The sequence below is a fragment of the uncultured Bacteroides sp. genome, assembly GCF_902472605.1.
Lineage (GTDB): Bacteria > Bacteroidota > Bacteroidia > Bacteroidales > Bacteroidaceae > Phocaeicola.
In genome coordinates, this window is the sequence record NZ_CABROP010000047.1 from 1 (window position 1) to 23,110 (window position 23,110).

Genomic DNA, 23,110 nt, shown 5'->3' on the forward strand with positions numbered 1-23,110 from the left:
CAGTATTGACTATCAATAAGATAAGAAGGCGTGTGTCGAGTCCCGTACGCACCGCAAACTTACAAAGCGAAATTAGGAAAAGCTCTGATTCACAACAGAATCAGGGCTTTTTTCGTTTCTGGGCGGAAGCAGAATATAGCGTTTCTACGAAGTTTGTCCGGGCAAAAATGATTGCTTAATCTGCATTGTTTGTCTATGGAAATGTGCAGATTCTTATTATAGGTTATCTTGTATATAAAATAGGATTATAGATTTATTTATCTATATTTCCCGATTATAGACTACTAAACCTATATTTCTTGGTGAAATAAAAGAAAATTCATATCTTTGTTATCAAATCAATGAACCATAATATGTTTGCAACAATTTCAGCGGATATAGTAGCATCCACTTCTTTGTCTGTGAATGAAACTATAGGATTAAAGCAAAGGATAGAATCATTATTTGGCTTGCTAAAAGTGAGTTATCCTGATTTTGAAGGCCGCCAAATAAAAGGGGACTATATAGAGTGTGTAATGCAAAATGTATCAAACGTATTCCGGATAGCCTTTATAATCAAATCCTGTATCAAATCTTTTTCCACAGCTAAGAATGAAAAGATGAAAAATTTCCATACATACGGAATACGTATAGCCATTGGTATCGGAGGTATGAGAATAGTGGATACCGAACAAGGCATTTGGGATGGTGAGGCCATATATCTGTCAGGACGTGCGCTTGAGGGAATGAGTTCCCTGAATAAGGGAACGATGTCTGTCCATACAAGTAAAAAGCAATTATCTGCCCCCTTGCAAACTATAGCCCTATTGACCGATGCTATATTAAATGATATGACTGTGCGCCAAAGTGAAGTCGTTTACTATAAATTGCTTGGTTTCAAAGAGGCAGACATTGCCAAGAAATTAGGTATATCCCAAGCCAGTGTAAATAATGCGTCTACGGCCACAAAATGGTATTGTATAGAAGAAGTCATAAAATATTTTGAACAGGTAAATTTTGAAGAATATGAATAGTTGGTTGTTTTTAAGTCTGCTATTGGCACATGTTATAGGTGATTTTTACCTGCAAAATGATAAATACTGTGCACAGAAAGAGGAAAAGAAATTCAAAAGCTGGTTCCTGTATGTGCATTCGCTTATTATTGGTGCCGTGTCATGGGCAGTTGTTCCTATTTATGATTTCAAATTTTATGCTCTTACCATTGCTTTCTTCCATTTGGTAATAGATGTGATCAAAACATATAGTCCCAAAGGGTTATGGAGTTTTGTTATTGATCAGATTACTCATTTGTCTATACTGATTATAGTGGCGTCTTCCTTTGACACTACAACAAAGTTGCCAATCCAATCAATGGATTACAATGACAGTTTCTCAATACCTCTGTTCATATTGGCGATATTATTGTGCATTAAACCTGCCAATATCCTGATTAAGCTGGTCTTAAAGAAATATCAGGTTGGAGAAACACAATCCTGTGAAAACATCAAAAATGCAGGAGCGTTGATTGGAAATTTAGAGCGCATTCTGACAATCATATTCGTTATTATTGGACAATATGAAGCAATCGGTTTTATCATAGCGGCAAAATCCATACTTCGATTCAAGGACACGGATACAGCAAAAACAGAATATGTCCTTGCTGGAACATTTCTGAGTTTTGGAATTGCATTGCTGTGTGGTTTAATGGCAACAAAATAACAGATGGACAGTTTTCAGGAGAAATACAATGCGCTTGTCATTAAATACAATGCTCTGCTTGCCGAAAATGAAGAACTGAAGTCAATACTTTCACAGCATGGTATAGTGTATTCCTTCATCAAACGTGCTGATGAAAGTACAGCATTTTCTTCCATAATATACCCTCCAATCAAACTCTCCCTTGATGAGAAAATTGCATTATTTCGTAGCTTTTTCAAGGGGCGAAATGATGTATTTGCACGACGGTGGTTCAGCAAAACTACAGAAAAGGGTGGTTACCAACCTGTCTGTATCAACGAATGGCGTAGAGGAATATGTGATAAGAAAAAGCATAAATGTGCAGAATGTCCTAACCGAAATTTTGCGCCATTAACTAATCAAGACATATACCGACATATGGAAGGTAAAGATGACAACGGATGTGATGTTATCGGTCTGTATGTCGTTACTTCTGATAATAAATGCTCTTTCCTATGTGTTGATTTTGATGACAAGAATTGTGCTCATGGATATAAGAACGATGTATTGGCATTTAGTTCCATTTGTAGAGAGTGGAGAATCCCTTTCTGCATAGAACGCTCACGCTCTGGTAATGGTGCACATGTGTGGACTTTCTTTAATGAACCTATACCTGCCTACAAGGCAAGGAAATTAGGCAATACAATTCTTACAGAAGCCATGAAGCGTAATGGGAGAATTACATTCGATTCATACGATCGCTTCTTCCCCAATCAGGACAAAGTGTCAGAAGGTGGATTTGGCAATCTTATTGCATTGCCATTGCAGGGAAAAGCTAGAAAAGCAGGAAACAGCGTTTTTGTGGATGAACAGTTTCTTCCATTCCGAGATCAATGGTCATACCTGTACAATGTAAGAAAAATAGATGAAAGTGCCGTAGATGCATTATTGACACAGAACCAGCAGGAAGATTTTGGAACATTAGCTACCTCTTCGGAAAATAAACCGTGGGAAATACCAGTCATACAAGATGTGACCCAGGAAGACTTTAACGGTAGGCTTATAATATATAAATCAGACAGGATATATATCCCTTTAAAATCTATTTCTGATAAGGTTACCAATCACTTGAAACATATTGCTGCGTTCAAAAATCCTGATTTTTACAGCAAACAGGCGATGCGTATTTCTACGTATAACATTCCTCGTATTATCTGCCGTGCAGATTTTACCGATGAATATCTTGCAATGCCTCGAGGGTGCGAGGATGCCATCATTGATATGCTGTATTCCCTCAAGATTAATTATGAAATAATTGATAATACAAATCATGGTAAACCTATTGGCGTAACATTCAAAGGAAAGGAACGTGATGAACAGTTGGACGCTATCAATGCCCTCATGCCATTTCCCAACGGTGTGTTGTCTGCAACGACAGCCTTTGGAAAAACTGTTACAGCCGCGGCTCTGATTGCCCGAAGAAAGACAAATACACTTATTCTGGTACACTCCAAGGCATTGCTTATGCAATGGCATGAACGTCTGTCTGAATTTCTTGACATAAATTTTATAGAAGATGAGATTTCCAAGAAACGAGGAAGGAAGAAGGCATTTTCTCCAGTCGGGTGTCTTGATTCTACCTCTAACACGTTGCATGGTGTTATTGATATAGCCCTTATGCAGTCGTGTTTTGAAAATGACGGAGTCAAGCCTTTTGTAAAAGGATATGGGATGGTCATTGTAGACGAGTGTCATCACGTATCTTCCATAACATTTGAGAATGTATTAAAACACGTTACGGCACATTATGTCTATGGACTTACTGCCACTCCAATCCGCAAAGATGGTTTGCAGCCTATTATCTTTATGCAATGCGGTCCGATTCGTTTTTCTGCTGATGCCAAGGCACAGATACAGAAGCAGTCGTTCCAGCGTTATCTTGTGCCGAGATTTACATCTTATAGACCTGTTACCGATGACAAACAATCGTTTACGGCACTATCACAATCCCTCGCTGAATCGGAAATACGGAATAATCTTATAATAGAGGATGTCCTTAATGTTGTAGCGGCAGGTCGAACGCCTATAATACTGACCGCCAGAACTTCTCATGTAGAGTCGCTTGCCAGAATGTTGAAGCAGCATATCATCAACATCATACAACTCACAGGAGAAGGGGCTGCAAAGAACAAGAGAGAAACGCTGCAAAAGTTACAGGATATACCCAAAGATACCCCTCTTGTAATAGTAGCCACGGGAAAATATGTGGGAGAGGGATTTGACTATCCACGACTTGATACACTGTTTTTGGCACTACCAATCTCATGGAAAGGATTGGTGGCACAATATGCCGGACGTTTGCACCGTGAGAATGAGGGCAAGAAAGATGTTCGTATTTATGACTATATTGATATACACGAACCTGTTTGTGAGAATATGTATCGTAAACGCCTGAAAGGATACTCTGCCATCGGTTATCGTGTACTGTCAAAAGATACTCAGACGCTGTTTGATAATACAGATGACTTACAAATATCATCATATGAAGGACAGATTTTCAATGGCAACACATTTCGCTTGGCATTTATGCAAAATTTGAAAAGTTCAAAACAATCTATTGTCATATCCTCTCCAAAACTCTATCGTACAGAACGAAACATATTTGTTAAAATGTTCAGAGAGCTTCATACAAGTGGTATTCAGGTGGCAATTCTTACATCAGAGGAAAGCAGTCAGACGAATTATCTAAAAAGTTTGGGATTATATGTAAAGATTGTACCTAAGCTATCCTTATCCTCATGTATCATAGATGGGTTCACGGTCTGGTATGGCAGTATCAATATACTTGGCTATGTAACAGAGGAAGACAACATTATTAAAATCACAGATGAAAAACTTGCAAATGAATTACTTGATGTCATTTACGATAGCGAAAAATAGGGAAATACAAATAAGTTAAAAATCATAGTTCTGCTATCTCGGGATAATCCACTCTAAGTGTAGCAACCATTGCCGAACAAATAGAAATAACTGCCAAAGCCGTAGAAAACAAAAAATGATTTTCCTGAAGGGAACTCAGTTTTTCGTCAACCCATTTTCGTCTTTCGTTATAAAATAGCTCCCTTATATAAGAATAAAAACAGTATACAAATCGGAATATTTTACCGGTTTATGCTGTTTTTTTATTGGTTTGTTTTATCGACTTTTCCGTCTGCATGGAAGAGCAAACTGTGTTTTGTACAGCTATGCTCTCGGCTCGGGGTTATGGCTGTAAGGGTTAGTAATCATCCTCCCCGTTGGGAAACATAGCCCTGCGTTCCGCTTCCGCGTCGAAAAACTCATATTCGTTTTTTACCTTGGTAATCAGTCGGAGAATATTGTTAATCAGTTTGCGTTCCGCATCACGGGCTGCGGGCAGGTAGTCCTCCAGGTCTTGTTCTATCGTGCAGACTTCTTCTTCAAATTCGTTGATATCGAAACTTTCGTCTTCCAGCAAATCATTCTCCAGCGCATTCTCCATGCGGGTTTTTAGTTCCAGCAAGTCATCTTTGTTCATCGTTCTCGTTTTTTGTGCCCTAAAGATAAGAAGATTATTCTTATGTTGTTCTTCTTTTTTCTCAGAATGTAGTACCATAAATACCTTGGCACGAACGAGCCGACCTCTCATCACGTACGTGTCGACTTCTCATCACGTACGTGACGAGGTCTCCGCACGAACGTGTCGAGGTGTTTTTGTCGGGAGGTTGTGGAAATTAGGAATAGTCGTTTAGGGGAATCTCCTAATTAATATTAAAATCAGAAGCAGGGCAAAATCCTTTTCAAACGTTTTTTGTTGTATACTCATACAAACTTGACTTAAATTATATACTTCTTATTAATTTGACTGAATGAAAAAAATCTTCTTTCTTGCCACTTTGTTGAACGTGGCTCTGTGGACGCTTTGTGTGACTTCGTGTAACAGCAACCTGCCGGAGAACGGGATGGAACAACCATCCGCTGGTCCGGTGGACTTTGATATGCTGTTGGAGGGTTCACGGGCTGTGCTGAGTACCGACGGGAGTGGTCGTTTTGAAGAGGGAGATACGGTGGTGGTGTATGCCCGCAACGCGAAGGATGGGCGCTCGCAGCATTATACTTTGCATTTGTCAAACGGGAAGTGGATGCCTGAGTTATATTGGGCGGAAGTGGGAGAGGACGTGGAGTTTACAGCTTGGTACGTGGCTCCTGCGCTTCGTCTGCATCAGGCCGGTCAGGCTTCGTCCGACTATCTCCATACGTTAGCTGCCGACCAACAGGGGATGGAATATCGTCGTTCGGATTTGTTGTGGGCACAGGCTCGTGTGCAGGCTGGCCGAAAAGTGCAGCTCCATTTCGCCCATACATTGCATCGGTTGCGTCTGGTGCTGGAGAGCAAGGATGCATCGTATTCTGAGGAGCAGTTGCAGCAGGCGGAAGTGAAGGTTTATACGCCTTGTCAGCTTTCGTTCAACCTGTCCGATGGGACACTGAAGACCCCGTCTGATTATCAATGGGTGAAGATGGCCCGTCAGGCCGATGGGGTATGGATGGCTTTGGTATGTCCGCAGGAGACGGAGGCGTTACGTGCCGAAGGCTGGATTTGCATCCGTATCGACGGACAGGAAACTACGGTGAAGGTACCTGAGACTGTAGACGGGAAGCCGTTCAATCGGTTGGAGGCAGGAAAGGAAACGACTTATCGGTTAAACTTGCAAAAGGGAAACACGCCGGATGCCTTTGCGGGAACTACCCGTTGGGTGTATGGATTGAAGGAACCAGCCGAAGAGCAGTGGGAAGAAGACCATACCCAGTTGTCTTGGACGGAGGGCTGCGGATGGTTCGATTGCAACAAGGTGAATCCTTCGGATGTGTCGTCCAGTGGTGACGGACTGATGTGTTGGGCGGCGGCTACTTCGAACCTGATTCACTGGTGGCTCCAGCAGAACAAGGAAACGGAGGCTGTGAAAGCTTACAAGGGACCGAAGGCGGTGCCTGACGATATGCTGCACAGCGAGGTTTTCCAGTTGTTCAAGAACCGTTTTCCCAATCAGGGAGATTGTCCGCTGAAGGCCATCAACTGGTTCTTCAACGGGGTGTTTCACCGGAAAATGTATGATACCGATCAACCGGACCCTTATGCCGGATTCTTCCGTGAGCAGCTGGGTACGCATTCATTGGGTGCGGAATATGTGGGCATAAACCTGATGCGTGACCGTTTCAATGCGATTGTCAAGCAAGCTTTGATTTCGCAGCAGGGCATCTTGTTTATCGTGAATATCGGAAGAGCCTGGTCTACCCATGCCGTAACGCTATGGGGCGTGAAGTTCGATGAGAACGGACTGATTGATACCCTTTACATGGTGGACAACAACGATGGCCGTTACGACAAGTGGGGTACTATCCGGGAGATGAAGGTGCAGTACCTTCCATACTCCAGCACGAATCAGGATTTGTATCCCTATGTGCCCAACAGCTTGGGAAATTTCACTATCCGCATCGAGTCGCTCTGCACCTTGAGTTTGGGGCGGGAGTGGATAAAGTAAGGTAGAGTGCATCCAATGAAAAATAATAACCTTATATTATCAATACCATGAAAAAGAAAATGATGATTTTATTGATAGGCTTGGGCGTATCGTTGCTATGCTCTTCGTGTTCCACCATTTTGGACATGATATTAGGGAGTCACCAATGTATCTATCCTAATTGTACAGAACGGGCAACCGACGGTTCTGCTTATTGCTCCTATCATAAACCTTATTATTTGAGATAAATCCACGAGGCTCCCGTTTTTATGCTTGAAAGTGGGTAAGGTTGTTTTTGTGTGTTGAAACTGCCTTTAAAGCGGATGGCTCTTTCTCTGGTCCAATCCGCTCAAACCTTCTTTATATGGAATAGCCGAAAAAGCCAACCCATTCACCTTGTTTTGTGCGTGAATGGGTTGGCTTTTTCGGCTATTTACGGCATGTGTCGCTTTCGTCTTCGATACACTTGAGGTTATTCAATCATTTTCTTTAAGGTATTCTTCATGACTTCGTGGTTGCGGAAATCGTTGCGGAGCTGATAGTGTCCGGACTTGTCCACCAGCACATACGAAGGAATGCCGTCAATCTTGAACTGTTCGCAGAGATACTTCCATTGCTCGTCGTTCAGGCGGAAATGTTTCCCCTTGATGTTTGGAATCGCCTGTTTGTAAGTGACGAGGGGAGACGTTTCGTTGGCAAGGTAAATCCATACCAGATTCTCGCTCTTCAGTTCCTGCTCCTTCAGCGGCTCGTTGGCACGGATGGCCATGCGGCAAGGCCCGCACCAGGTGTTCCAGAAATCCACCAGGATGACTTTTCCCTTGTAAGGCGCGATGAGGGCTTCGAAGAGCTTGTCCGGGGCTACTTCAGGTGTCTTTTCGATGACGGCTTTTCCCTCTACGGCTTTGAGTGCGATTTGCGCGTTTTCTTGCATCTTCAGCAAGGCTTCACGCCAGAAAGGATTCTGTACATCATCCAGTTTTTTCAGGTCGTCCTCAGTGAGGACAGCGTTTGAAGCTTTCTGTGTCAAAGGCAACACTAGTTTCAATTCGGAGGCAAAGGTGCCTTCCAAGCCCGCTTCTTTAGGCCATGCGATATCAGGGCTAGATACAGCTGATACATAACTTATCAAATCCTTTCCCATCAGCAGCTTGGGGTCGGCAATGGAGAAAAGTTTGCACAATTCCGCACGATTTTCAGCTGTCAGTGGGTCGATTTTGATGTTCAGGGGTTTTGAGCGCTCCCATTGGTTATGTATTTTTCTGTAATTATGTTCGCGGAACCAGTCGCCTTTTGCCATGGCCTCGACTGCCTCCTGCTTTAAATTAATTAAGGCCAGTTCCTTACCTATAGACGGTAGCTTACTTTGAGCAATACTGTCTGAAAGTGCCTGATAACTACTGATGACATGCTGTGTGTATTCGGCAGCCGTCATTTTGTAGTCGGCAAACTCGCCTGTGTACAAATCCATGCCATAATACTTGTCTGAATACAAAGACGGAGCTGATAGTCTGGCGTATGTACCTGAGTAGTAACAGAAAGGAATGCTCTTGAATGTCGGCAACTGTTTCTTTTCTGTTCGACGCTTCAGAATATACTGCCCGCTGTGCCGCATGTCCACATAGAGGTCTATTTCCTCACCCGGTGCCAACCATATTTGTTTATTTATCATGCCTACGCTGATTAAAGCTTGTGCAGGCCCGTATTGCCAGAACTTGAATTCAGCCATACCCATAGAGTCGATGGTGGTCTTATAAGGCTGCTGGCCATTCATTAGCGTATTGAGGTAAATATCGGCTTCCTTGGCCAACTCTTTCCGATAGCCTGAAAGGTGCATGTGTACCACCGTTTCACCCACCTTGAACTGAGGGTCGGGCATAACATCGGGGACGGTTTCCGAAGTACGGATTACTTCGGCAGGAATATCGGCCGGGCGGTCGAGAGCCTTCTTTCCCGTCAGGTCAATGCCGAACAGCTTGAAGCACTCGTCGCAATCGGATTCGATGAAGTCGAACGAACGTGTGTCGCGGGGGAGGGGGTCAAAGCTCAGCCGGAAGGAGGCTTCTCCCGTTTCGGGCATCCAGAAAAGAGAATCGGCTTCAATGCCCTGCGTGCCTTTCAAGGCATATTTCTTGCCGTCGGCTTGCAGGTAAGATTCGGAACTGATTTTAATCCAGTAGTGCGGGCGGAAATAGGCGTCCGTATAGAGCACCGTGGCTGTGTCGCTCAGTTCCACTTTCGCAATGTCGAGCGTCATGGTGTTGGCAGACTCGATGAAGGGGTTCTCTATGCTTTTCGAAACAGGTGTGTTTGCTGTAGTGACCAGCCATGAAGTGGCGGCCAATGCCAGTAGGACCATTCTATTTTTCATGTGGATTCAGGTTTAATTGTTTGCGTAAATATAAGGAAAGCTTTGTGTTGGGAAAAGAAAAAGATTAAAAATGTAGGGGAGGTATCTACAAACTGATAAAGAAAAGTTTTTTATTTTCTAAAAAATCTTGTGTAAATGTAATATTTATTCGAATCATATTCGTTATCTTTGCACTAAGAAACATTTATTAATGTTCAATTAACACTATTCTTTTAACTAAAAACAGAATTATGAAAAGAAACCTAATTCATTTCCTGTTGATGGCCGTGATGGCTGTATGCAGTATGTCTGCTTTCGCTCAGACTACTACAGTGAAAGGTCAGCTTGTTGACTCAGAAACGGGCGAACCTTTGGTCGGTGCCGCCGTTATAGTGGAAGGTCTGTCACAAGGTTCAGTGACCGACATTGACGGCTACTTCAAGCAAAGTGTGGCTGCTAATTCTACATTGGTGTTTAAGTATGTAGGCTACAAAGACCTGAAACAGAAGATTACCCGGAAGGGCACTTCTGTCGATTTGGGTGTGATTAAAATGCAGCCGGATGCTGTTATGTTGAACGATGTTGTCGTCACTTCTTCGGTGGCCATTGCCCGTAAAACTCCGGTGGCTGTATCGACAGTGGCGCCGGTATTCATTGAAGAGAAACTCGGTACAAAGGAGTTTCCGGAAATTCTGAAGTCCACGCCTGGAGTCTACGCCACCAAACAGGGAGGAGGTTTCGGTGATTCTCGTATCAATATGCGCGGTTTTGAATCGGAAAATATTGCGGTGATGATAAACGGTGTGCCGATGAACGACATGGAATGGGGTGGCGTTTATTGGTCCAACTGGGCCGGACTCTCTGACGTGACCCGCAGTATGCAGACGCAACGTGGTTTGGGAGCCTCCAAAGTGTCAGCTCCTTCAGTAGGTGGTTCTATCAATATTGTGACCAATTCGGTAGAGGCCAAGAAAGGGGGTTCCGTTTCTTATGCGATGGGAAATGACGGATACAATAAAATCATGTTCAATGTGTCGACCGGTATGAGCAAGTCGGGATGGGCCTTGACATTGTTGGGTGCCAAGACTTGGGCTGACGGATATATCCAAGGAACGGAATATGAAGCTTACAACTGGTTCATCAACATTGCAAAGCGTATCAATGACAATCATCAGCTGTCGTTTACGGCTTTCGGAGCTCCCCAGTGGCACAACCAGCGTAACAACAACGACGGACTGACCATCGAAGGCTGGCAGACACTTGCCAAGAAATACATGAACGGAGACAGCCCATATAAGTATAACCCTACTTATGGCTATGGTTTGAATGGGGAGAGAAAAACTTCTGCCCGCAATGCTTATCATAAACCTCAGCTTTCATTGAATCATTTGTGGCAGATTGATGAAAAATCATCTTTGAGTACAGCACTTTATGCTTCTATCGGTAATGGATATGGATATGCCGGACAGGGACTGGAATCGACCGACCGGAGTAACTGGTATGGCGCTTCTTATGGTACGTTGAATACGACTTTCCGTCACGAGGATGGAACGTTTGCTTACGATGAGGTTTATAAATTGAATCAGGAAAGCGAAAACGGTTCCAGAATGGCCATGTCAAAGTCTTACAACAAACATACCTGGATTGGTTTGCTTTCTACTTATACGACGAAGTTCGGTAAGAATATTGACTTTTATGGGGGTGTAGACTTCCGTTATTATAAAGGTGTACATACCAATGAACTTTGCGACCTTTATGGAGGCGATTATTTTGTAGACTCTTCATCTCGCCAGAATGTACTGGTGGCCAACAATGCCGCTGCGGCTGCCGGAAGTGCTTTTGTTAATCAGAAGCTGCAGGTAGGTGATGTGGTTTATCGCGATTACGATGGATATACGGTACAGGAAGGAGTTTTTGCACAGGCTGAATACAATAAGGATAAGCTGAGTGCATTTGTGGCCGGTTCTATTTCAAATACGGGTTACTGGCGTTACGACCGCTTCTACTATGATGCGGCTCATGCAAAATCAGAAACTGTCAACTTCCTGGGCTGGACAGTGAAAGGTGGTTTGAACTACAACCTGACTGAAAATCATAATCTGTTTGCCAATGTCGGTTACATCAGCCGTGCTCCTTTCTTCTCGGGAGGTGCTTTCCTGCAGTCTACTACAAGTAACCTGACCAACCCGGATGCGGTAAATGAGAAAGTATTCTCGGCAGAATTGGGCTATGGCTTCCGTTCTAAATTCCTGACGGCAAACCTGAACCTGTATCACACCAAGTGGATGAACAAGACCATGAGCCGTGGTATCGATTTGAAGAATGGGGAAGGTGTTTTTGTAGACCGTATCAGCATTAACATGAGTGGAGTCAATGCGATTCACCAGGGTGTGGAACTGGATTTCGTGGCGAAACCGTTCAACTGGCTGGATGTGCGTGGTATGTTCTCTATGGGTTTCTGGCGTTGGGACTGTGATGCCAAGGGCTATTTCTACGATTCAACCGGACAGCCTGTAAAGAGCTGGACAAATCAGGGAGAGATTACGCATGCTTCAGGTATTCAAGCTGAAGACCATGCTTCAATGACAATCCATCTGAATGGTACTAAAGTGGGTAACTCGGCTCAGACTACTGCGGCTCTGGGACTGGATGCCAAGATTACTAAAGACCTGAGCGTGGGTGTGGACTGGAACTATTATGGCCGGAACTATGCGGAATGGTCGTTCAACTCCAATGATTTGGTGGCCAACGGGGAGAAGTCTTATGACGATCCTTGGAAGATGCCGGATGCAAATGTTTTCGACCTGAGCGCCAGATATCGTTTCAACATCGGAAAGATCAGTGCGACACTTTATGGTAACATCGACAATGTATTCAATCAGGAATATATCACGGATGCCATTGACGGTGCTTCACACACTTGGAAGGATGCTCGTGTGTTCTATGCATGGGGCCGTACTTACAGCGTGAGACTGAAACTTAATTTTTAATCTCTAAAGTTGGTGGAATTTATGAAAAGAAACTATATAATCCCCGCAATGGCATCGTTGCTTGTGTTAGGTGCCTGCGATTATAATGAAGATAATTTTGAGGGACTGGACGAAATGACTCGCCCTACCAATGTCTTTAAGAAAGACTATACTCTGACGGATGCAGATTATGCAACAATTGCCAACAATAGTACCAACAAGGCGCTTGCTGAAGCTGCCGGTCTTTCCGGCGAACTGTCGGCGCTGAAGACCTCACTGACCTTTACCGATGAATTGCCGGGTACGGAATATATTCCTGCTTTTCTGGCCGCTACCTGGTATACAGGGGATGACGGTTCTGCAATCAAGGTTACTTATAGCCAGCGGAGGGCATCTACTGCTACGGAAAAGGCGCTTAATGCAGCTTCTATCTATAGTGTCAGCAATGAGGACTATGAAACGGCATGGGGTGGTGCCAAGAATGCTTTCTTCACTCCTGTGGAAAGTGCTTCCAAGCATGTACCGGGTATCTTGAAAACTAAGTATCCGGAAGCGGCCAATGGGGACATGGTATTGGTGGACTACAATTATTCGGAACAGGAACCGAGCGGGGACGCTCCGGCTTTGAACGAGGGCTTCGACGGACAGACAAATGGGGAGAATGTGGCTATCGACGGTTGGCACAATGTGGTTACCGTAGGTACGTATGCTTGGCAGGCAAAATCGTATAGTGGTAATATGTTCATGCAGCAGAGTGCTTACAAGCACGATGGCCTATTGGAGTCTTATATGATTACACCAGCCATTGCCATTGAGTCGGGTATGAAACTCACTTTTGATGCCTGCTATGGAAATTATAAGGCAGAAGGTGGCCGTCTGTCAGTGCTTTACAGTGAGAATTTGTCAGATTTTACGAAGGAAGCTATTGCTGCCGCTACTTGGACTGATATTACGTCTGCAGTGAACATACCGGTTCCCGATGAGACTTATGGAACATTGGCTAATGTATGTGATTATGATCTTTCTACCTTGGCTGGCAAGAAGGTTTATTTTGCATTCCGTTACAACGGCAATTCAGACAATGCGACTACTACTGTGCGAGTTGATAATGTGGTAGTGAAGAAGACGGCAGGAACCAGTGATTTGGAGTCTGCTCAAGTGAGTGACCTCTTCCAGTTCAATGGAACCGACTGGAAACTGTTTACCGGCGCTCTTTCTTTGGATGCGGCAGACTATAAGGCTATGGGAAGCAACTATGGAAACTTGGACAGCTCCATGGCCCCCGACAATTATTTGCCTGTTTACCTGTCACAACGCTATCCTTATGCACAGGAAGAAGATCAGTATACGGTGGCCTACAAGTACTATGACGGAAAGAGTAACAGTGTGAAATGTGCTACTTATATGATGCAGGCTGGCAAATGGGCCACTACTACAGTGCAGGTGCTCACTAATCAGTTTGTGTTGACGAATGGCAAGTGGAACTATGACCCCAGCACGGTAATCGATTTGCCGGTAGAAAAGGGAAATACAGAAGTCTCTGCTTTCTATCAGGCAATCACAGATTGGGTAAAGGAAAATTATCCTAAATATGTCACAGGGTATGGCAACAATGATTATTATTATGGTGGCTCAGCTTATCAGAATAATTTTGACTTCCGTGTGAGCGCATGGAAAGGGCAGGGAACTTATAATGACATGAGCGACTCTGACATTGAGAAACTGATGTGGGAGCGTCTGCCGGAAGCTTTCCCGCATGCGTTGGAAGCTCTCTACGGTTCTGTCACTCCGGTGGACGGCATTGATGTGATTTATACGATTAATTTTGGAATTTACGATGGTAGTGCGACGGTAACCTGGACGATTCAGTATAAGGTGGTAGCTACCGGTAAGTTTGAATATGTGCCCGAATCCTTGAAGAAAGTGGAATGATCTTTTAAATGATAAATGAAGAGGGCTGTCTCAGTGCAATTGAATTGTAATTGAGACAGCCCTGTTTGTATATGGAGCCGGACTCTTTGAAAGGCTTTGTACTTCAGGGATAAAAAAATACACCCAGCTTTACTGAAGGTAAAGCTGGGTGTAATAGCTTTAAACTGTTGATTATCAGTCATTGGCGGAGAGACAGGGATTCGAACCCCGGGTACCTCGCGGTACAACGGTTTTCAAGACCGCCGCAATCGACCACTCTGCCACCTCTCCAAAACTCTTTTTAGGAGTACCTCGTTTTTCGAAGGCGGTGCAAAGGTACGTAAAGAATTTTGTTTTCCAAATTTTTGGACTGAAAAAATCGGTGTGAACCTTTATTTTCTCTTCTCCTGACCTTTCTGACCGTGTTTGAAGCCCTTCAGCAGTTCCCGATGGAAACGCATCTCGGCTTTTTGCAGCAGATAAATTTTCTTGGCCGGGAGGAACTGTTTGTACTTCCGCACGTATTCCAGCTCCAGCTCATCAGTGGCGATGCGGGCCTGAATCACGTCTTCCACAATCTTGCCGTATTCCGTTTCAGTGGTATTGGCGTTTTTCCCCTGGCGAAGTTTTTGCCACGCCTCTTTGTTGTACGCCTGTTTCTTATCCTGCAATTCGAAGTAAAGCGGGAAGAATTTCTGCGCTTCTTCGTTGCTCAGTCCCGCCTGCTGGGTGAAGAATTCTTTCTGGCGGTTGCGGAATTCTTCTTTGCTGAGTTTGGCGTTCTGAGCCTGCAGGCCAGTTAGGCAAACTGTCAGCAGAAGCACGAGCGTGTAAATCGTTTTTTTCATTCTCATTTTTTTATTTATAGATTTCCGTATCTGCATCGGTGAGATACTGGTATAAGGTGTAATCATCCATCATGGTCTGGTTGACAATCGGGTCGATGTATTCGTCGGGCACTTCAGTGAAATCTGTCGTTTCCGAGGTGGTGGCAGGCGATTGCTTTTCACCCACGAACATCCGCACGCTGAGCATCAGTCCGCAGAACATGGCGGCCATGTAGACCCACGGTTTGACACGCGTCCACAATGTCAGTCTGGGTGCAGGCTGTGCTTCGCGTTCCGGAAGCTTCTCCATCAGTTGTTCCGTGAAGCGTTCAAAGTAGCCTTCCGGTACTGTGAAGGGATTTTCGGTTCCACATCTCTTCAGTAAGTCTGTTTCTTCCTTTTTCATATTTTTGCCTCCTTTGGAAGTTAGATTTGAATTTGTAAAAAAGGTTTAATCGTGTTGATGAAAAAAATCTTCTATTTTTTTCACGGCATGGTGATAGGATGCCTTCAGCGCTCCTACACTGGTACCCAGAATCTCCGACATCTCTTCGTATTTCATTTCCTGGAAATATTTCAGGTTGAAGATGATGCGTTGCTTCTCGGGCAGTTGCAGGATGGCCTTCTGGAAGAGCTTCTGCGTTTCGTCGCCGTTGAAGTACGGGTCACTCTCCAGTTTGTTGGCCAGGGCCGCGTCGGCATCGTCGATCGACAGGCGGTTTTCGGCCCGCTGCTTGTTCAGGAAGTTCAGGCACTCGTTGAGGGCGATGCGGTAGAGCCAAGTGGAAATCTTGGCGTCGCCGCGGAAATAGTCCAGATTGGTCCATGCCTTAATGAACGTGTTCTGCAACAAGTCGTTGGCATCGTCGTGTGAAACCACCATGCGCCGTATCTGCCAGTACAGCTGTTCGCTGTAGGCCTTCACTATCCGTTCGAAGCCTTTTCGTTGCATCGACGGGTCCTGAAGCATCAGTATGGTTTCTTTTTCGTTATAATTGTTCATGGCGTGTGCGGGTTCGTCATTGTCTGTTAGGACAATCTCCCGGGGAATCGGTTTAATGGGGTTAGTTTTCTTTAACGTCTCAGAGTGAGATTTTCAGCCCTTCGTCGGCGGCCAAGGTGTCTGGGAAGATGGCGCGGGCTTCTTTCAGTAAGGCATTCTCGTCTTCGTAACGGGCGGAGAAATGGCCGATGAGCAGACGTTTCACTCCGGCTTCCTTGGCGATGCGAGCAGCTTGTGCGGCAGTGGAGTGCAGAGTCTGTTTGGCTCGGACGGCTTCACTCTCAGTGAAGGTCGCTTCGTGGAAAAGCAGGTCTACGCCCGCCACTTGTTCCGCCAAGCGGGGCAGGTATGCCGTGTCCGAACAATAGGCATACGTCCGTGGCGGGTCGGAAGGAGTAGTGAGCCGGTCGTTGGGAACCACCGTCCCGTCGTCCAACACGTAGTCCTCGCCGTTCTTGATGCGGTTCATTATGCAGATGGGGATGCCGTAGAAATCAATCATGTCGCGCCGGATATGGTTGGGCATCGGTTTCTCGCGGAAGAGGAAGCCGCAGGTAGGCAGACGGTGACGCAGGGGAATGGTTTCCACACTCACAGAACGGTCGTCGTAAATCACGGTACGTTCGCCCGGGTTGAAGGGGTGGAACACTACCTGATAGGGCATCCCCTTGCAGAAAAACTCCAGTTGCGGTTCCAGCAGTCGTTGCAGGTCGGCATGGGCATGAATGTGCAGGTCGGCCGTGCGTTCCAGCATACCGAACGTGGAAATCAGTCCCATGAGCCCGAAGCAATGGTCGCCGTGGAGGTGAGAGATGAAGATGTGGTTCAGCCGGCTGAACTTCAGCTTGGCGCGGCGGAGTTGTACCTGTGTGCCTTCGCCGCAGTCAATCATGAACAGTTTTTCGCGGATGTTGAGCACCTGCGAGGTCGCCTGATGGCGGGTAGTAGGCAGGGCTGAACCACATCCCAGGATGTGTATGTCAAATTTTTCCATTCTTGTTATTCAAACTTGGTGTTTCGCATGTCACCCGTCTCGGTGTAGGCCAGGTGCATCTTGAAGGCGTTGCGCAGCGACATCGGTGTGTGGCAGGAATGCCCTTCTGAGAGCTTCAGGTAATCCCACAACAACTGTTTGTAATCGGGGTGCGCACAGTTTTCGATGATGCAGCGGGCACGTTGCGAGGGCGATTTACCACGCAAATCAGCCACGCCCTGTTCCGTCACGAGGATGCGCACGTCGTGTTCCGTGCTGTCCACGTGCGATACCTGGGGCACGATGGACGAAATCAGTCCGCCTTTTGCCACCGATGGGGTGGTAAAGATAGACAAAAAGGCGTTTCTGGCAAAATCGCCGGAGCCTCCGATGCCGTTCATAATCTGGCTGCCCGACACATGGGTGCTGTTCACGTTGCCGAAGATGTCGGCTTCAAGGGCTGTGTTGATGGCGATGATGCCCAGGCGGCGAATCATTTCCGGATGGTTGGTGATTTCCTGCGGACGCAGCAGGATGCGGTCGCGGAACATGTCCATCTGTGCATACATCGTGTCCAGATGGTCGTCACTCAGGGTGAGTGAACTGCCGGTAGCAAACCGGATACGGTCTTTCAGCATCAGGTCGATGACCGAGTTCTGTATTACTTCCGTGAACATGGAGAAGGCGGGAAGGCTGGTATCATCGCCCAAGGCTCCTAAAACGGCGTTGGCGATATTGCCCACACCCGACTGCAAGGGAAGGAATTCTTTGGGGATGGCGCCGTTCTTCCATTCGCGCAGCAGGAAGGAAGCTACATTGTGTCCGATTTGCAGGGTAGCTTCGTTTTGAGGCGTGAAGGCAGCGATAGAGTCACGGGCATTTGTACGGACCACTCCCGTGACCTTCTTCGGGTCAATTTTCACACTGATGCGTCCGGCCCGGTCGTTCACATGATATATTGGAATCTGTGTTCGATAAGGCGGGTTGTCCAATATATAGATGTCGTGCATGCCGGTAAGTTTTCCCGTATGTGCTTCGTTCAGTTCGATGATAATCCGTTCGGCTTTCTGAAGCAGGGTGGGAGATATGCCGACCGAGGTGCTCAGGATAATTTCCCCGTCGTCGGTGAGGTCGGAGGCTTCCACGATGGCTACATGGATTTTTCCCAGGAAGCCGTAACGCACGTCTTGTCCGATTTGCGAGAGATGGAGGTCGAAATATTGCACTTCGTGCTGGTTGATGGCCGTGCGCATGTCCTTGTTCGACTGGAAGGGCGTACGGAACGATACGGCGTGGGCCTTGACCAAGGCACTGTCTACCTGACTGCCTGTGGCGCCTCCCGTGATGAGGCCGACCTTGAATTCTTTACCTTGTGCATGTTGTGCTTCTGCGTAGGCGGCCAGTGCTTCCGGCACGGCTTTCGGTGTACCTACTGATGAAAATCCGCCGATGCCGACGGTGTCCCCATGATGAATGGTGGCAGCGGCTTCGGCTGGCGTAATAAATGCGTATGTCATGATGTGTTTTTGGTCTTTTGCTACAAAATAGTCAGACAAAGTTAGAATTTGTAATTCAGATAACCAATCTTTCTGACATCTTTTCCGGTTTTAGCCTCGAAAGTTATCTGATTCACGCAAAATAAACTTATATTTATGCTTTTTCATCAAAAAAGCGAATCAGAATGATACGTTCAAACGGATTTCCTTTTATTTTTGTGAGGAATTATCACGGAATTGTGATAGAAAGATGAGAGTAACTAACTAAAATTGCTTTTACTGTGAATATGCTGAGAAAAGTCAGGCGCACGCTGGGGGTGTTGTGCCTGGTATTCGTGACACTGTTGTTCGTCGACTTCACAGGCGTGCTGCATGCATGGCTGGGCTGGATGGCGAAAATTCAGTTCCTTCCGGCGCTTTTTGCCTTGAATGCCGGAGTAATCGTGTGTTTGATCTTGCTCACGCTGGTAGCCGGACGTGTGTATTGTTCGGTGATTTGTCCGCTGGGTGTGTTTCAGGATGTGGTGGCCCGTCTGGGCAGAGGCCGTAAGAAGATGCCTTACACGTATTCCAAGCCGAAAAGCTGGTTGCGATACGGAGTGCTGGTCATCTACGTGCTGGCCGTGCTGCTGGGAGTGCATGCTTTGGTGGCGTTGCTCGACCCGTATGCGGTGTATGGCCGTGCGGCTCACAGTTTTCTGCAACCTTTGTGGATGTGGGGCAACAACCTGCTGGCTTCGCTGGCTGAGCGCATGGACAGCTATGCGTTCTATTCAGTGGATGTCTGGCTCAAGAGCTTGCCCGTGCTGATTGTGGCAGCGGTGATGCTGGTACTGGTCATCGTGCTGGCGGCACGCAATGGGCGTACCTATTGTAATACCATCTGTCCGGTGGGTACCGTGCTGGGATTCTTCTCCCGTTTCGCTTTGTTCCGCATTACCATCGACAAGGAGAAATGCAACGGCTGTACCCTTTGTGCCCGCAACTGCAAAGCGGCTTGCATCGACGTGAAGAACCACGCGGTGGACGGAAGCCGTTGTGTGGCTTGCATGGATTGTCTGGATAAATGTCATAAAAATGCCATCGGCTACCGTTTTGCGTATGGAAAGAAGGATGAAAAGGCAGCGGCTCCAGTGGCTGAAAAGCAGGATTCCATTGTCGGACGTCGGGAATTCTTGGCTGGTTCGTTGTTGCTGGCTGGTTCAGTCGTGAAGGCACAAGTGGTCAAGAAGGCAGAAGCTATCAAGATGGATGGCGGACTGGCTGACATTATCGACAAGAAAGAGCCGGTGCGCCACACGCCGATTGTGCCGCCGGGAGCGCAGGGCCTCCGTCACTTGCAGTCGCATTGTACGGCTTGCCAGCTGTGCGTGTCGGCTTGTCCGAACGAAGTGTTGCGGCCCTCCAATTCTTTGGATTCTTTCATGCAGCCTTACATGTCGTACGAACGCGGTTACTGCCGTCCGGAGTGTACACGCTGTTCCGAGGTGTGTCCCGCTGGAGCCATCCTGAAAATCGACAAGGCCGAGAAGTCTTCCATCCAGATTGGGCATGCCGTGTGGGTGAAAGAACGGTGTATTCCACTTACCGACAAGGAGGAGTGCGGCAACTGTGCCCGCCATTGTCCGGTGGACGCTATTTCGATGGTACCATCCGATCCGTCCAACCCCGATTCGCTGAAGATTCCGGCTGTGAACGAAGCCCGTTGTATCGGTTGCGGAGCTTGTGAGAACCTGTGTCCGGCCCGTCCGTTGAGTGCCATCTACGTGGAAGGCCACGAACGTCACCGTACGCTTTAATTGAATTGTCTTACCTTTTATATATGCGAAGAGAATGGACGAGAAAAAACAGATGAATCGAAGAGATTTCCTGAAGATAGTAGGCATCAGTACGGTGGGAGCCACGGCGGCGCTCTCCGGCTGTGCACCCGATAAGAAAGAAACCAGCCAGGGGGTAGGCGAGGTGCCCGTGGGCAAGATGACCTACCGCCAGTTTCCTCCCAACGAGGACAAGGTGTCGCTGTTAGGCTACGGCTGTATGCGCTGGCCCACCCTTCCGGCTCCTGGAGGCGACGGCAACGTGATTGACCAGGAGGAAGTGAACCGGCTGGTGGACTATGCCATCGAGCATGGCGTGAATTATTTCGATACGGCCCCGGTCTATGTGCAGGGCTGGTCGGAGACTTCCACGGGTATCGCCTTGAAACGGCACCCGCGTGAGAAGTTCTTCGTGGCTACCAAGATGTCGAACTTCTCTAATTCCGATTATGATTTCGGGGTGAAGATGTATCACAATTCGATGAAGAAGTTGCAGGTGGACTACATCGACTATTACCTGCTTCACATGCTGGGGGCTTCCGGCAAGCGAGGGTTGCAAGGACGTTTTCTGGATAACGGCCTGCTGGATTTCCTGCTCAAGGAACGTGAGGCCGGACGTATCCGCCATTTGGGCTGGTCGTTCCACGGCACGAAGGAGGAATTCGACCGGGCACTGGCCATGCACGACCAGGTACATTGGGATTTCATTCAGATTCAGTTGAATTATTCCGACTGGTTTCATGCTTCGGGCAACAACGTCAATGCCGACTACCTGTATGAGCAGGTGAGCAGCCGGAATATTCCGGTGGTGGTGATGGAACCGTTGCTGGGCGGACGCTTGTCGAACATCCCTGAACACGTGTTTACCCGCTTGAAAGAACGCAACCCCGAAGGCAGTGTGGCATCGTGGGCTTTCCGTTTTGCCGGTACGCCTTCGAAGGTGCTGACCGTGCTCAGCGGCATGACCTACCTGGAGCATCTGCAAGACAACATCCGTACCTATTCGCCGCTGGTGCCGCTCACCCAGGAGGAAAACCAGTTCCTGCTCGACACGGCGGAACTGATGCTGCAATATCCCACCGTGCCTTGCAACGACTGCAAATATTGTATGCCGTGTCCTTATGGCATTGATATCCCCGGCATTCTGGTACACTACAACAAGTGTGTGAACGAGGGTAACATGCCGAAAGACCGCATGGACGAGAATTACGTGAAAGCCCGTCGGGCCTTCTTGGTGGGCTACGACCGCAGTGTGCCGAAACTCCGTCAGGCCAGCCATTGCATCGGTTGCAACCAGTGCAGTCCGCATTGTCCGCAGTCCATCGACATCCCCAAGGAACTGCATCGCATCGACGAGTATGTAGAGAAACTGAAACAGGAGACGCTGTGATGGAGGAACTGATACGCTTGCTGAACGAGGGAGGGTATTCTTGCGTGGTGCGTCACGGGGAGGAAACACGAACCTTTTCCCGCCGGGGAGTGGCCGACCTGTACGACTTGTATCGTACGGACCGGGATTTTCTGAAGGGAGCCTGGCTGGCCGACAAAGTCATCGGAAAAGGAGCTGCCGCTTTGATGGTGCTGGGAGGCGTGGCCCGCGTGTGGACCCGGGTCATTAGTACCCCGGCCCTCACTTTACTCCGAAACGGGGGCGTGGAAGTAGCCTTTGCAGAAGAAGTGCCCTGTATCATCAATCGCACCTGCACGGGACGTTGTCCGCTGGAGACCCTCTGCGACGTGTCGGACAATCCCGTGGCACTTTATCCGGTGATTGAGGGTTTTGTGAGCCGCATGCGGGAAGCCGCAGAAAAAGAAAAAACAATTGTAAAATAGAAAAGAAACATACACATGGAAACAACCGTAAAACTTTACACATTGGGCTACAGCCGCGTGAAGACCTACGTCACCGCCCTGCTGTTTGTGGCCGGAAACATCGTCCTGCCCCAGCTTTTTCACCTGGTGCCGCAGGGAGGAGTGACCTGGCTGCCCATTTATTTCTTCACCCTGGTAGGGGCTTATAAATACGGCTGGAAGGCCGGACTGCTGACGGCGGTGCTCTCGCCGCTGCTCAACTCGTGGTGGTTCGGCATGCCTGCACCTGCCGTGTTGCCGGCCATCCTGCTGAAATCCGTTTTGCTGGCCGTGGGTGCCGGACTGGTGGCAGCTCGCTTCCAGAAAGTCACCCTGCCGTTGCTGCTGGCCGTGGTGCTGTTCTATCAGGTGGCAGGTACGTTGGGCGAGTGGATGCTCTCCGGCAGTTTGTTCACCGCCTTGCAGGATTTCCGTATCGGCATCCCCGGTATGTTGCTGCAAGTGTTGGGAGGCTACTGGGTGATTCGTCGCATTTGAGAAAAGAACTGATTTTCAGGTACTTTTAACTCTGTCAGAAAACGCCTTTGCGTTTCGGTTTAAACGCCCTTACGTTTTGTGTAAAACGTACTTGCGTTTGGATCAAAACGCAAAGGCGTTTTGTTTGAAATGTACTTGCGTTTAAGAACAAACGCCAAAGCGTTTGAGGTGTACTGAAAATAGTTGTCAGTTTTAAGATTAATTCCTGACTAAGTTGAC

Annotated in this window: 18 protein-coding genes and 1 tRNA gene; 10 read left to right on the forward strand and 9 right to left on the reverse strand. The window is 47.2% G+C overall.

Translation table 11 applies throughout. From position 1 onward, the window contains the following. Nucleotides 1-353 precede the first annotated feature (353 nt). The 3 genes from RDP42_RS10580 to RDP42_RS10590 are packed head-to-tail and all read left to right on the forward strand — an operon-like array spanning nt 354 to nt 4,596. A complete protein-coding gene (locus RDP42_RS10580) occupies nt 354-1,013 on the forward strand; it encodes an RNA polymerase subunit sigma-70 (RefSeq protein ID WP_308763650.1) in 660 nt (219 codons plus the stop codon). Further along, entirely contained in the window at nt 1,006-1,698 is a 693-nt protein-coding gene (locus RDP42_RS10585) for a DUF3307 domain-containing protein (protein WP_303916693.1), read from the forward strand. The genes RDP42_RS10580 and RDP42_RS10585 overlap by 8 nt, the downstream gene beginning before the upstream one ends. Nucleotides 1,699-1,701: 3 nt before the next feature. Beyond that, the gene (locus RDP42_RS10590) at nt 1,702-4,596 is read left to right on the forward strand and encodes a DEAD/DEAH box helicase family protein (RefSeq protein ID WP_308763651.1); all 2,895 of its coding nucleotides are present in this window, start codon (nt 1,702-1,704) and stop codon (nt 4,594-4,596) included. 337 nt (nt 4,597-4,933) lie between these two features. Here RDP42_RS10590 and RDP42_RS10595 read toward each other — a convergent pair whose 3' ends face one another. Next, nucleotides 4,934-5,212 carry a hypothetical protein gene (locus RDP42_RS10595; protein ID WP_303911880.1) on the reverse strand — a complete coding sequence of 93 codons (279 nt, stop codon included), beginning with the start codon at nt 5,210-5,212 and terminating at the stop codon, nt 4,934-4,936. A gap of 331 nt (nt 5,213-5,543) precedes the next feature. On the opposite strand from RDP42_RS10595, the gene RDP42_RS10600 reads away from it, so the two are divergent. Continuing rightward, nucleotides 5,544-7,217, forward strand: a complete 1,674-nt coding sequence (locus RDP42_RS10600; protein ID WP_308763652.1) for an IdeS/Mac family cysteine endopeptidase — start codon at nt 5,544-5,546, stop codon at nt 7,215-7,217. A gap of 451 nt (nt 7,218-7,668) precedes the next feature. Here RDP42_RS10600 and RDP42_RS10605 read toward each other — a convergent pair whose 3' ends face one another. Then, on the reverse strand, nt 7,669-9,567 hold the full coding sequence (locus RDP42_RS10605; RefSeq protein ID WP_308763653.1) for a thioredoxin-like domain-containing protein: 1,899 nt from the start codon (nt 9,565-9,567) through the stop codon (nt 7,669-7,671). A gap of 230 nt (nt 9,568-9,797) precedes the next feature. Between RDP42_RS10605 and RDP42_RS10610 the strand changes: the two genes are divergently transcribed. Both RDP42_RS10610 and RDP42_RS10615 read left to right on the forward strand, forming a co-directional pair. Then, nucleotides 9,798-12,536: a TonB-dependent receptor domain-containing protein gene (locus RDP42_RS10610; protein WP_308763654.1), complete on the forward strand. Its 2,739-nt coding sequence runs from the start codon at nt 9,798-9,800 to the stop codon at nt 12,534-12,536. Nucleotides 12,537-12,584: 48 nt separating this feature from the next. Then, the gene (locus RDP42_RS10615; RefSeq protein WP_308763655.1) at nt 12,585-14,447 is read left to right on the forward strand and encodes a choice-of-anchor J domain-containing protein; all 1,863 of its coding nucleotides are present in this window, start codon (nt 12,585-12,587) and stop codon (nt 14,445-14,447) included. A 182-nt stretch (nt 14,448-14,629) separates the two neighbouring features. Here the strand turns inward: RDP42_RS10615 and RDP42_RS10620 are convergent. From RDP42_RS10620 to RDP42_RS10645, 6 genes are all read right to left on the reverse strand, one after another. Beyond that, nucleotides 14,630-14,717 (reverse strand) — tRNA-Ser (locus tag RDP42_RS10620). 101 nt (nt 14,718-14,818) lie between these two features. Next, the gene (locus RDP42_RS10625) at nt 14,819-15,274 is read right to left on the reverse strand and encodes a hypothetical protein (protein ID WP_308763656.1); all 456 of its coding nucleotides are present in this window, start codon (nt 15,272-15,274) and stop codon (nt 14,819-14,821) included. 10 nt (nt 15,275-15,284) lie between these two features. Further along, a complete protein-coding gene (locus tag RDP42_RS10630; protein ID WP_308763657.1) occupies nt 15,285-15,659 on the reverse strand; it encodes a hypothetical protein in 375 nt (124 codons plus the stop codon). A gap of 45 nt (nt 15,660-15,704) precedes the next feature. Further along, nucleotides 15,705-16,256: an RNA polymerase sigma factor gene (locus RDP42_RS10635; RefSeq protein WP_308763658.1), complete on the reverse strand. Its 552-nt coding sequence runs from the start codon at nt 16,254-16,256 to the stop codon at nt 15,705-15,707. Between the two features lie 79 nt (nt 16,257-16,335). Next, a complete protein-coding gene (locus tag RDP42_RS10640) occupies nt 16,336-17,250 on the reverse strand; it encodes a ribonuclease Z (RefSeq protein ID WP_308763659.1) in 915 nt (304 codons plus the stop codon). Between the two features lie 5 nt (nt 17,251-17,255). Further along, a complete protein-coding gene (locus RDP42_RS10645) occupies nt 17,256-18,746 on the reverse strand; it encodes a succinate CoA transferase (RefSeq protein ID WP_308763660.1) in 1,491 nt (496 codons plus the stop codon). Nucleotides 18,747-19,012: 266 nt separating this feature from the next. Here RDP42_RS10645 and RDP42_RS10650 point away from each other — a divergent pair, with 266 nt between their 5' ends. The 4 genes from RDP42_RS10650 to RDP42_RS10665 are packed head-to-tail and all read left to right on the forward strand — an operon-like array spanning nt 19,013 to nt 22,891. After that, nucleotides 19,013-20,524 carry a 4Fe-4S dicluster domain-containing protein gene (locus RDP42_RS10650; protein ID WP_308763663.1) on the forward strand — a complete coding sequence of 504 codons (1,512 nt, stop codon included), beginning with the start codon at nt 19,013-19,015 and terminating at the stop codon, nt 20,522-20,524. A gap of 34 nt (nt 20,525-20,558) precedes the next feature. Next, nucleotides 20,559-21,932, forward strand: coding sequence for an aldo/keto reductase (locus tag RDP42_RS10655; RefSeq protein WP_303911863.1), 1,374 nt, complete (start codon nt 20,559-20,561; stop codon nt 21,930-21,932). Then, a complete protein-coding gene (locus RDP42_RS10660) occupies nt 21,932-22,375 on the forward strand; it encodes a DUF1893 domain-containing protein (protein ID WP_308763661.1) in 444 nt (147 codons plus the stop codon). The genes RDP42_RS10655 and RDP42_RS10660 overlap by 1 nt, the downstream gene beginning before the upstream one ends. 15 nt (nt 22,376-22,390) lie before the next feature. Beyond that, a complete protein-coding gene (locus RDP42_RS10665; protein WP_204479879.1) occupies nt 22,391-22,891 on the forward strand; it encodes an ECF transporter S component in 501 nt (166 codons plus the stop codon). A 34-nt stretch (nt 22,892-22,925) separates the two neighbouring features. Here RDP42_RS10665 and RDP42_RS10670 read toward each other — a convergent pair. Beyond that, nucleotides 22,926-23,110 (reverse strand): hypothetical protein (locus RDP42_RS10670; RefSeq protein ID WP_308763662.1); only part of this gene is annotated, 185 nt, incomplete at its 5' end.